The following is a 12,191-nucleotide window of genomic DNA, read 5'->3' as shown; positions in this document are numbered from 1 at the left end:
ATCAAAAAAATTATGCCTGAAATCCACCCGGCTATTGTGAAATGACGATATCAGTTTTTAAGACTTAAACTTTCCAGGTAACCAATTTCACGAGAATAAATCGCCGCAAATCGAACAGAATAAAATGAAAAGCAAGGCTGGTTTTACCAATTAAAAATAAGACCTTGCTTCACAAAATAATTTAACCAGATTAATGAATAAAACACTCTCTCTAAAACAAGAAATTGCTTACGCTGCAGGTATGATTGGTTGGAGCACAATGACGAACATCATCATTGTTATGCTTCCTTTTTTCTACCTGCCACCCAGTAATTCGGGTTTACCCACCTTAGTTCCGCAACTTGTTTTTTTGGGCGCATTTAACATTTTATCAATTATTGCTGCCTCTGGCAGATTGGTTGATGCCATATTTGACCCGTTTATTGCAAGCAGAAGTGATGCCAGCGAAAATCCAAATGGCCGACGCATGCCTTTTATGAAGTGGGCAATTTTACCTGCAATGATATTTTGTGGATTGGTATTTTATCCCATTCAGAAGGGAGAAAGTTTACATAATGCGTGGTGGCTTACCATTACACTCTGCTTATTTTTTGTATCGGTAACCACTTACATCATTCCATACAACGCCTTACTGGCAGAAGTAACCAATACACCCCGTCAAAAGGTTAAACTATCCAGCTATCAACAAGTGGGTTTTGTAATCGGCATTATCTTCTCTGCCTGCACCAACAACTTTGCAGATTTGGTACAAAATCATTTTAATGTTGCAGATCGCAGCGAGTCTGTACAAATTGCCATCTGGGGTTTATGCGTTTTATCTGGTCTGGCTATGTTGATGCCAATATTTTTCATTAAAGAGAAAGAGTTTTCAGTGGCAAAACCAACCCATGTTCCGCTTTGGCCTGCTATAAAAAACACCTTTAAAAACAGCAATTTCAAATATTATTTAATTTCTGATTTCGCTTTTTATACCGCTTTAAGTATTATTTCCAGTGGCTTGTTATTCTTTTGTACCGTTTTGCTCGGCTTGCCAGAATCAGAAGGCGGCAAATTTATGGGCGCAATGGTATTGGCATCGCTTTTATTCTATCCACTGGTTACTTTAGGGTCTGCAAAAATTGGCAAGAAACCCTTTGTTTTATTAGGTTTTGGCGTACTCTGCTTAATTTTTGTGACCATCTTCTTCCTCGGGAAACTACCTTTCGGACCTTATACACAGATTTACCTTTTGGTACTTTCGGCCTCTTTTCCTTTGGCAGCTTTGGGTATCTTACCCACAGCAATCTTAGCAGATATTGCTCAAAAAGACACGATTAAAACGGGAGAAAACCATGAAGGAATGTTTTTTGCCGTAAAATACCTTTTTGTGAAACTAGGCCAAACGCTCGGCATTGCCATTTTTGCCATGCTAACCATCTATGGAAAAGATCCGGGAAATGATTTCGGATTACGGTTAAACGGCGTAGTAGGTTTTGCATTGTGCCTCATCGCTCTGCTTGTTTTTAGCAGATTTAAAGAAGAGAAATAAACATTCGAATTCTACTACCATAAAAAAACGCATGGAGCAAGTTGCTCCATGCGTTTTTTTATGAGGTTTACCAAATTTAGTAGCCCGGGTTTTGTTTCAACGTGCCCTTGCTTCTGTCAATCTGATCTTGTGGCAGCGGGAAATATTCATCTCTGGCTTCAATGGTAATGCCTTTTAAGTAGTTAAAGTACCCACCTTCAAAAGAAAAATAACTTTCGAGGGCTTGTTTGGCTATACCCCAACGCACCAAATCGAAAAACCGATGGCCTTCCATTGCCAATTCCAATCTGCGTTCGAAACGCACAGCATTTCGTGCATACGTAGCATCTGGAAATGTTGCATACTGACTCACTTTGTAAGCGGCTGCAGGCGCTCCGTTAACCAGTTGAGGCGTTATTTTTGAAGCCCTTTGGCGAACCAGATTTACCAGCGTTAAAGCCCTTTGTAAATCGCCTTTCTCAACTGCACATTCTGCAGCCATTAAATATACATCACCTAAACGGATCAGGTTAACATTTAGTCCGGTTACGTTGGTTGTTCCTGGTGCTGATCCGCTGGAAATCTGTGAAGCATCAATGGTGTTTTTAATTGCTAAGAACGGACCGCCATTGCTTGCATCACGGATCCAGGTATCGCCAGCCATTAATCCCCAATCGCGGTAAGGAACACCACGTCTACCCAAAGTAGATTCTATTCTTGGATCTAATGGTAATGTTTTATCAACCACATAACTATCTTTTTCTGCAGCTGATAAACCGAAATCAGATTTATAAGGATTATTACGGTAACTGCCATCTAATAAAGGAAGGCCGTTGGCATCTACTTTGAATGCGTTTGCTAAATCAATAGTTGGCTGAAAGAAACCGCAGCAATTAATTGGTGTGTTACCATATGGGAAGTTCAAAATATCTCCCACATTACCATTATCACCACCGGTACCATCTGTACCCACAGCGTGTTCAACTGCTAAAATTGCTTCAGGCCCGCCTTCTTTGGTAATGTCAAAATTATCTGAGTAAGGCAAAGTAGTAATATCTGGTTTAGCCAGAATAACTGCATTAAGCAGATCGTAAGCCTCTGTATATTTTTTCTGATAAAGCAACACTTTCCCGAGATAAGCTTGAGCTGCATATTTATCTACACGACCTCTTTGTCCTCTTGGTTTGGTGGTAGAAAGATTAGCCACTGCATAAGTAAGATCATCTACAATGTTTGGGTAAATATCTTTATCATTCGGCACAAAGGCACCATTAGTTGTTTCTGTTATATATGGAACGAACTTAAAGATTCTCACTAAAAAGAAATAATAGTGCGCACGCAACAATCTGGCTTCGCCCTGTATCTCTTTTGCACGGGCATCGCTGAACTTACCTGAACTTCCAGCCTGCAAACTGGCTAAAACTTTAATGGTTGTGTTCGACCGTTGAATACCTTCAAAGCACCTGTCCCAGATATTGGATAAATTATCGTTGGTACTGGTTGGAGCATGTTGTTCTATGGCATTCATAGGTGGCTGATCGCCTACGCTACTGCCTTTATGCGCATTATCTGATGCCACTTCGCCAAATAACCATTGGCTTGGAGCAGCGCCGTAATTTCCATAAGTACCATTTATATTGCCATTTAATAAACTGTATGCACCTACTAAAAGGCCTTCAACGCCGTCTTGCGTCATCAATTGTTCCTCAGTGAGTTCACCCTGTGGCTGTAGTGTTAAAAATTCCCGCTTGCAAGACATACTGCTGCAAATTAATACGGAAAGAATGATATATTTTATATGTTTCATCATGATAATTTTAATTAAAACCCAACATTAATACCGATTAAAAATTGACGTGGCGAAGGATATACACCCTGATCTACCCCGGGAGCAGTAAAACCATCAGTAATCTGACTTACTTCAGGATCTAACCCCGTGTATTTGGTAATGGTAAATAAATTGGTTGCACTCACGTAAACCCTCAGTCTGCTAATTTTAGAATTCGGTCCGAAAGCTTTAGCTGTTGGAACTGAATAACCAAGTTGAATATTTTTCAATCTTACAAAACTTCCATCCTGAATGTAATAGCTGGAAGAAGCAAACTCAAGATCAGATGCACCAGCATATGCAGAAGGGATAAGGCTTGAGGTATTAGTAGGGCTCCAGGCATTTAACAATCTTGTGCTTTTTGCACCATCAAAAGATGGGAAGTCGGTAAAGTAACGGGTAGCCTCAAAAATATCGTTGCCTTGTACACTGTAGATAAAGGCAGAAATATCGAAATTACGGTAAGAAGCATTCAGGTTTACCCCTAAATTGAAATCAGGATTCGGATCACCGATAATGGTACGGTCTTTCGGATCCAATACACCATCGCCATTAATATCCTGATAACGAAGTCCGCCAACCCTTGCACCAGCATAAGATGGATTGTTCGCAATATCAGCAGCGCTTTGGTAAATACCCGTTGTTCTATACCCAAAGAAAGAACCAAAAGGAGCGCCCTCCTGCAATACACTGGTTTGCAAACTTCTATAGTTTCCATAAATCTGATTTAAGATTCCCGGAGCCAGCTGCACGATTTTGTTTTCGTTTTTAGAGAAGTTTACCCCAATATCAAATTTAAAAGGACTATCTGCTTTTCTGCCATAGTGATAAGCTACATTAAATTCAATCCCTTTATTACTCATATCACCGATATTTACAAACGGAGAGCTACCCAAACCTACCACACTTGATGGTAATGGTAAGTTGTAAAGCATATCTGTGGTTTTCTTATCGTACCAATCCAATGATCCATCAACCGCGCCATCTAACAAAGTAAAATCTAAACCAATGTTAAGCGATTTTAAAGATTCCCATTTCACATCAGGGTTTTGGTAAGCGTTTTGACGTACCCCTGTACTAAGACCATTGCCACCGCCAACAGCATAGGCTGCATTAATGATAGAACTTTCAAATCGGTTAATATATTGATAAGCAGGAATCCGTTGATTTCCGGTTTGTCCGTAACCAACCCGAATTTTCAAATCGCTGATCCATTTAACATCTTTCATAAAATCCTCTTCAGAAATTCGCCATGCACCACTTACTGCCGGGAAATTTCCATACTTATTATTCTCGCCAAAGTTTGATGAACCATCTCGACGAATGGTAAAGCTGGCTAAGTAGCGGTCGTCAAATGAATAATCAAGTTTAGCAAATAAAGAATATAAAGATCCGATTGATCCGGTACTCGAATTACTTATGTTGGAAGAACCTGTATTTAAGTAGTAGTAATCCGGATTACCTAAAAGGAAGAAGTCGTTCCTTCCGGCATTTAATTGTCTGGATCTGGATCTGATCGCTTCTGTTCCAATTAAGGCATTCACCCTGTGCTTTTCATTAAATACTTTACTATAGTTTAAAGTATTGGTCCAGGTCCATTCCGTGTTATAACCCTGGTATTCGTTTAAGTTATTGGAGTTATTCCCTTCAGAAAATTCAAGGTTTGGATAACGCATTGATAAGCCATTATAATTTTCGTAGCGTAAACCAAAGTTTGTACGCAATACTAAACCTGGGATAATATCCCCTTCGCCAAAAATATTCCCGAAGAAGAAGTTATTCTTATTTTTGTTATCTTTTGCTCTGTATAAGAAAGCCAAAGGGTTTTCTGCATTACCTAACTGACTACCACGACTCCCTGCAAAATTACCATTGATATCATACACAGGAATGATGGTTGGAATCCGGTAAGCCCATCCTAAGGCACTTCCCTGATCCTGATAACCGCCAGGAAGATTTGGATTCACTCCAAATCCGAAGCCTTCTGAATAACTGTATTGTGCATTTTCACCAAAACGCACGCGTTTGTTAAATGCAGATATACCTGTATTAGACCTGAAGTTATAACGTTTAAAACCAGTGTAATCTATAGTTCCTTTTTGATTCAGGTAACCGGCAGAAACCGCATAAGTTGCATTTTCGCCACCTCCAGTTGCACCTAACTGATAATTCTGAACCGGAGCAGCTTTTGTTATTTCATCAAACCAGTTGGTACCTGCTTTATTGGCGCGGGTAATCTGGTAAAATAAGTTTGGATCTCGGCTATAATTATATTTCGATGGATCAGCATCGGCAGCAATAACATCCTGGCCTAATTTCGATCCTGCTACCAGGTATTCCGGTAATACAGGCGTTGTACCCGAACCATAGTTTCTACCTGCAGCAATTGTTTTTCCGGCATTGGTATACCCATCAAATACGTATTGCGCATATTGCTGAGGGTTCATCATTTCCGGGAAACTGCTTGATCTTGGCACCTGCGTACCGTAATAAGAATCTACTGTAATCTTTGGTGCACCCCCCACACCTTTTTTAGTGGTGATGATTACCACACCGTTATTCGCTCTTGAACCATAAATAGAGGCAGAAGAAGCATCCTTCAATACTTGTAAACTTTCAATATCATTTTGGTTGAGCCACGATAATTTACCTTCAAAAGGTACTCCATCGATTACATAAAGTGGTTCATTGTTGTTAATGGTACTCGTACCACGAATCCTGATTTGTGGTGTAGAGCCCGGGGCACCATCATTAATAACCTGAACACCGGTAGCCTTACCTTGCAGCGCTTCTACTGCACTTGCAGCTGGCTGTGCTTTTAAAAGATCCATACTTACCACAGCCACAGCTCCGGTTAAATCTTTCTTCCGCTGGGCAGAATAACCTGTTACCACAACTTCTGTTAAATTGTTATTCTCTGCCTGCAATACCACAGCAATATTGGTCTGACTGCCTACCGTTACTTCTTTATTTGTAAAGCCAATAAAAGAAATTACGAGAACATCAGTCGGTTGTACACTGAGAGAGAAAGCACCATTTGCATCCGTTGTGGTACCGCCGGTTGCATTTTTAATTTTAATTGTTGCGCCAACAATAGGAAGTTTGTCATCACTGGCAATGATTTTACCAGTAATTTTAGTTTGGGCCGTTGCGCCGATGGCATACAACAAACCCAAGCACAGAAGAAGAAAGCCCCTCCTGAAAATGGATAGATTTTGTGTCATAGTTTATATATTGGTTAGTATTAGTTTTCGGTTCGAATTAACCAGCTTAATGAAGTGGTTTCAATTCAATCAGGCGTTCATCAGCAACACCTTTGAAAAATAAAAGTGCAAGGCAGATCTGATCGAAAATGTAAAAATTCGATTGAATGAAAGCTTGGAAAATCACTTTGAAGATTAGGTACGTGTTGTGCCATAGATAGAAATTAATTTGGTTAGATATTTGGTATATTTAAACAGACGTAAACAAAAAAACTTGCATATTTCTGATTATAAACTGATTACAATTTAATAAAAAATAAATAGGCAACCAAACAATAAATTTTTAATTCGTTTTTTTATCAATTTCTAACGCCTGAAGATGGCCTTATATAAAAACTTCTGTCTTCCCAAATATTTCTGTATCTTTGCCGCTGAAGCAGGAATATGGGCTTGCCATTCTGAATGGCATATTCTCTCCGCAAGTTAGTCCTTCAACAAATGATTGTTCTAGCTTCTTCGATAAATATTACATAGAAACATACATGTTATTCAAAGAATTAAACCTCATAGAGCCAATTTTACAGGCGCTTGAGAAACAAGGTTATACACAACCTACCCCAATACAGGAGCAATCCATTCCCACTATATTAAAAGGTAAAGATTTACTAGGTTGTGCACAAACAGGAACAGGTAAAACCGCTGCTTTTGCCATTCCAATGTTGCAGTTATTGCACGAAAAACACATCAATACCAAGGCGAACAAAAACATTAAAGCTTTAATATTAACGCCTACACGCGAACTTGCCATTCAAATTGAAGAAAGTTTTAAAGCTTATGGCAGCAATTTAAATTTGCGTCACCTGGTAATATTTGGCGGTGTAAACCAGCACTCGCAGGTAGAAGCGCTTAAAAAAGGTATCGATATTTTAGTGGCAACCCCCGGTCGTTTATTGGATTTAATGAACCAGGGTTTCATCAGCTTGAGCACCATCGAACTTTTTGTTTTAGATGAAGCCGATCGTATGCTGGATATGGGCTTTATTCACGATGTAAAGAAAGTAGTTGCAAAATTACCTGCAAAACGTCAGACTTTATTTTTCTCTGCAACTATGCCGGATGAAATTCAAAAGTTGGCGAATACGATTTTATCAGACCCAACCAAGGTGGAAGTTACACCAATTTCTTCTACTGCCGAAACCATCGTTCAATCGGTTTACTTTGTAGATAAGCCCGATAAAAAGAAGTTGTTAATTCACCTCCTGGACGATAAAAATATTCAAACTGCTTTGGTTTTTACCAGAACCAAACATGGTGCAGATAGAATTGTTAAAGATTTAGGCTTCGCCGGAATAAAATCTGCAGCTATTCACGGAAATAAATCACAAAATGCCCGTCAGCGTGCATTAACAGATTTTAAAGATAGAAAAATCCGGGTGTTGGTAGCTACAGATATTGCTGCCCGTGGTATCGATATTGATCAGTTATCACATGTAGTGAACTACGAATTACCAAATATTCCTGAATCTTATGTACACAGAATTGGCCGTACTGGTCGCGCTGGTGCAAACGGGATTGCGATTTCTTTTTGCGATGCGGAAGAAAACGAATACTTATTAGATATTCAGAAACTGATTAAAATTACGCTGCCAGTAGTTGATGATCATCCTTATCCATTAAGCTGGGAAAGTATGTTGGCCAAAAACCAGGTGAAACGTAAACCACAGGCACAATCTAAAGGTGGTGGCGGTGGCGCCAGAAAAGGTGGTGATGGCAACATGAGCGGCAAACCTCGGAATGCAAGCAGTCAAAGAACGTTTGGTGGGAATAGAAGGAAGAGAGACTAAGTGGAAAGCCGAAAGCTTAAAGCTTAAAGAGAAACCCAGGTTGTGAAAAACAGCCTGGGTTTTGTTTTTTACTATCCTTTATCCGTTGGCTGAAGCCAACGGCGATGAAATGGCAAGCTGCTTAACATGAGATTTAAAAAGTAGCGGACTTGCAGTGACGATTTTTGGGAAGCAAAAGCCGAAAGCTTAAAGGCTAAAAAGAACTCAGGGCTTTCCCTGATCCGTTGGCTGAAGCCAAGGGAGATAAAATGGCAAGTTGCTTAATATGAGATTTAAAAAGTAGCGGACTTGCAGTGATGATTTTTGGGAAGCAAAAGCCGAAAGCTTAAAGGCTAAAAAGAACTCAGGGCTTTCCCTGATTCGTTGGCTGAAGCCAACGGCGATGAATGGCAAAGTTGCTTAATATGAGATTTAAAAGTAGCGGACTTGCAGTGACGATTTTTGGGAAGCAAAAACCGAAAGCTTAAAGGCTAAAGAGAACTCAGGGCTTTCCCTGATCCGTTGGCTGAAGCCAACGGCGATGGAATGGCAAGCTGCTCTTTACCCATAGTCTAATAAAAATCTAACTAGGGTAATATGTCTAATGATAATTTTTCTGATTGGAAGATTTACAAGAAATGCAATGTTATAAAGTATTACTGCTTTGAAGTGAACTTGAGACTAACAATTTTGAACTAAGGGCTAAAGTCCACCTACAAAAGGCGAAACAAAAAGCCCTGATTTGCAAAACGGCATATCAGGGCTTCTATAAAACTAAGCAGGCAGCTTTCGGCTTTAAGCTCGGTCTTTATGCTTCTTTTAAACCACTACATTGATAATCTTTCCTTTAACAAAAATGATTTTCTTCGGTGCCTTGCCATCCAAGAACTTTTGGAACTGCTCATTAGCGAATAAAATTGCCTCCACTTCTGGCTGGGCCAAAGTTAAGCTCAAATTTAAATTCATCTTCATTTTACCGTTCACAGAAACCGGATAAGCAAATTCGTCTTCTACAAGGTGTTCCGGATTGAAAACCGGGAAAGCCGTATACGACAATGTTCCAGCCTCATTACCCAATTGTACCCAAAGTTCTTCACAAATGTGCGGCGCATATGGCGACAAAATAACCACCATATCTTGCAAAATGCTGCGTTTGTTACATTTAAGATCCGTTAATTCATTAACTGCAATCATGAAACTGGAAACAGATGTATTAAAAGAAAAACGCTCAATATCTTCCTGAACTTTTTTAATAATCTTATGTAATGATTTCAATTCTGCTTTTGTAGGTTCCGTATCAGAAACTGTAAACTCCCAGGCTTCATTATGGAACAATCTCCAGAACTTCCGTAAAAACTTAAATACACCCTCAATACCATTCGTATTCCAGGGTTTACTTTGCTCTAACGGACCTAAGAACATCTCATACATCCGTAAAGTATCAGCTCCATAACGCTCAATCAAATCATCCGGGTTAACCACGTTGAACTTTGATTTCGACATTTTTTCTACTTCGACACCGCAGATGTACTTGCCGCCTTCAAGAATGAATTCTGCATTTGCATATTCTTCTCTCCAGGCTTTAAATTTATTTAGATCTAATGTATCATTCTCTACAATGTTAACATCAACATGTAAGGCTGATGTTTTATATTCCTTCCTTAATCCGGCAGAGACGTAAGTATTAGTTGGCTTTCCATTCTCGTCATTAATGCGATAAACAAAATTACTTCTCCCCTGAATCATTCCCTGGTTAATCAGTTTTTTGAAAGGTTCTTCTTCTTGGGTGTAATCCAAATCTTTCAAAAATTTGTTCCAGAAACGGCTGTACAATAAGTGGCCTGTAGCATGTTCAGAACCGCCGATATACAAATCAACAGCTTTCCAATACTCAACAGCCTCTTTTGAAGCAAAGTCAGCATCATTATTAGCATCCATATAACGGTACCAGTACCAGCTACTTCCGGCCCAGCCCGGCATAGTGCTCAACTCATAGTGTTCTCCATCTTTTGGCACCCAACCTTCAGCCCTCGCCAAAGGTGGCTCACCAGTTTCAGTTGGTAAATACTTATCTATTTCTGGCAAAATTAAAGGTAATTCTTCCTCTTTTACCAAGTATGGCAAACCATCTTTAAAATAAACCGGAATAGGCTCTCCCCAATACCTTTGGCGACCGAAAATTGCGTCGCGCTGGCGGAAATTAACTTTTGCCTTGCCAACTTTATTTTCTTCCAACCAGTTATTTAAAAATGGCACCGCTTCTTTATAAGTTAAGCCATTGATGAAACCCGAATTGATATAGGTTCCTGCTTTGGTAGCATCCGCTTGCACATCAATATCTTGCTGACCATCCAGAATCTGAATAATCGGCAGATTGAAATGGGTTGCAAATAACCAGTCGCGCTGATCGCCACTTGGCACGCCCATCACCGCTCCGGTTCCGTATCCTGCAAGTACATAATCCGCAATCCACAGTGGTACACGTTCACCGCTCACCGGATTAATCACATAAGTACCAGTGAAAGCACCCGAAACAGTTTTAGTATCCGCCATGCGGTCTAATTCAGATTTCTTCCTCGTTTGAGCGATGTAATTCTCAATATCCTGTTTTTGTTCTGGTGTAGTTAATTCAGCCACCCATTCGTGCTCTGGCGCTAAAACCAAATAAGAAACACCAAAAATGGTATCCACACGGGTAGTGAAAACCTCTATATAGTCAGAAGTCCTGAGTTCAGAGTCCGAAGTCTCGATCTTAAACTTAACAGAAGCTCCAACACTTTTACCAATCCAGTTGCGTTGCATTTCCTTAATAGGCTCTGGCCAGTCGATGGTATCTAACCCTTGTAACAGCCTTTCAGAATAAGCAGTGATTCTCATGCTCCACTGCATCATTTTTTTCTGTTCTACCGGAAAACCACCACGTTCAGAGAAACCATCTTTTACTTCATCATTGGCCAGTACCGTTCCCAAAGCAGCACACCAGTTCACGGTGCTTTCTCTAAGATAAGTTAAACGGTATTTCAGTAATTCAATCTGTTTTTCCTCATCGGTAAACGTTGCCCAATCACTTGGCATAAATGATTTCACATCTTCATCACAAGCTGCTTTCACATCCGCAGACCCGGAAGTATTAAATTTTTCAATTAAAGTGGTGATATCTTCTGCACGATCATTTTCCAAGTTATACCAGGAGTTGAACAACTGCATAAAAATCCACTGTGTCCATTTATAATAAGATGGTTCGCTGGTGCGCACTTCTCTGCTCCAGTCGAAAGAAAAACCGATTTGGTCTAACTGGCGGCGGTAAGTTGCAATATTTGCTTCGGTAGTGATTGCCGGATGCTGACCCGTTTGGATGGCGTATTGTTCTGCCGGCAGACCGAAAGAATCGTAGCCCATTGGGTGCAAAACATTGAAGCCTTTAAGGCGTTTGTATCTCGAAAAAATATCTGATGCAATGTAACCCAGTGGGTGACCAACGTGTAAACCTGCTCCTGATGGGTAAGGAAACATATCTAACACATAATATTTTGGTTTTGTAGAATTGCTTTCGGCTTTAAATGTTTGATGATCTGCCCAGAATTTCTGCCACTTTTGTTCTATTTCTTTGAATTGGTAATCCATTGCAAGTTTTAAATTTTTAAAGGAGCGAAAATACGGAAATTAAGGGGCTTAAAAAAACAGAATGAGTTACTATAAATAAGACCTGGACTCATAACAGAAAAATGTTATCCTGCGCCTGTATAAGAACGCGTAAAATATTATATTCAGCTTTCTAGAAGAATATATCAAAACTTCTTCTCAAAGCAACATCATCTTTCAAAGCAACA

At 39.8% G+C, this 12,191-nt stretch carries 5 protein-coding genes; 2 read left to right on the top strand and 3 right to left on the bottom strand.

Annotated elements, in window-relative coordinates:
- The first annotated feature begins 193 nt into the window (after positions 1-193).
- Positions 194-1,528: an MFS transporter gene (locus tag GJU39_RS01625; protein ID WP_154278944.1), complete on the top strand. Its 1,335-nt coding sequence runs from the start codon at positions 194-196 to the stop codon at positions 1,526-1,528.
- Between the two features lie 76 nt (positions 1,529-1,604).
- Here the strand turns inward: GJU39_RS01625 and GJU39_RS01620 are convergent, their stop codons facing one another.
- Together GJU39_RS01620 and GJU39_RS01615 are read right to left on the bottom strand one after the other, a co-directional pair.
- Entirely contained in the window at positions 1,605-3,317 is a 1,713-nt protein-coding gene (locus GJU39_RS01620; RefSeq protein WP_154278943.1) for a RagB/SusD family nutrient uptake outer membrane protein, read from the bottom strand.
- 11 nt (positions 3,318-3,328) lie between these two features.
- A complete protein-coding gene (locus GJU39_RS01615) occupies positions 3,329-6,559 on the bottom strand; it encodes a SusC/RagA family TonB-linked outer membrane protein (RefSeq protein ID WP_154278942.1) in 3,231 nt (1,076 codons plus the stop codon).
- Between the two features lie 521 nt (positions 6,560-7,080).
- Here GJU39_RS01615 and GJU39_RS01610 point away from each other — a divergent pair.
- Complete coding sequence (locus GJU39_RS01610) at positions 7,081-8,382, top strand: DEAD/DEAH box helicase (protein ID WP_154278941.1); 1,302 nt, start codon at positions 7,081-7,083, stop codon at positions 8,380-8,382.
- A 798-nt stretch (positions 8,383-9,180) separates the two neighbouring features.
- Here the strand turns inward: GJU39_RS01610 and leuS are convergent.
- Positions 9,181-11,985, bottom strand: coding sequence for a leucine--tRNA ligase (gene leuS / locus GJU39_RS01605; RefSeq protein WP_154278940.1), 2,805 nt, complete (start codon positions 11,983-11,985; stop codon positions 9,181-9,183).
- Positions 11,986-12,191 lie beyond the last annotated feature (206 nt).

Origin of the sequence: Pedobacter petrophilus, from assembly GCF_009674725.1 — a bacterium.
Lineage (GTDB): Bacteria > Bacteroidota > Bacteroidia > Sphingobacteriales > Sphingobacteriaceae > Pedobacter > Pedobacter petrophilus.
This window is presented reverse-complemented; position numbering and strand designations above follow the sequence as displayed.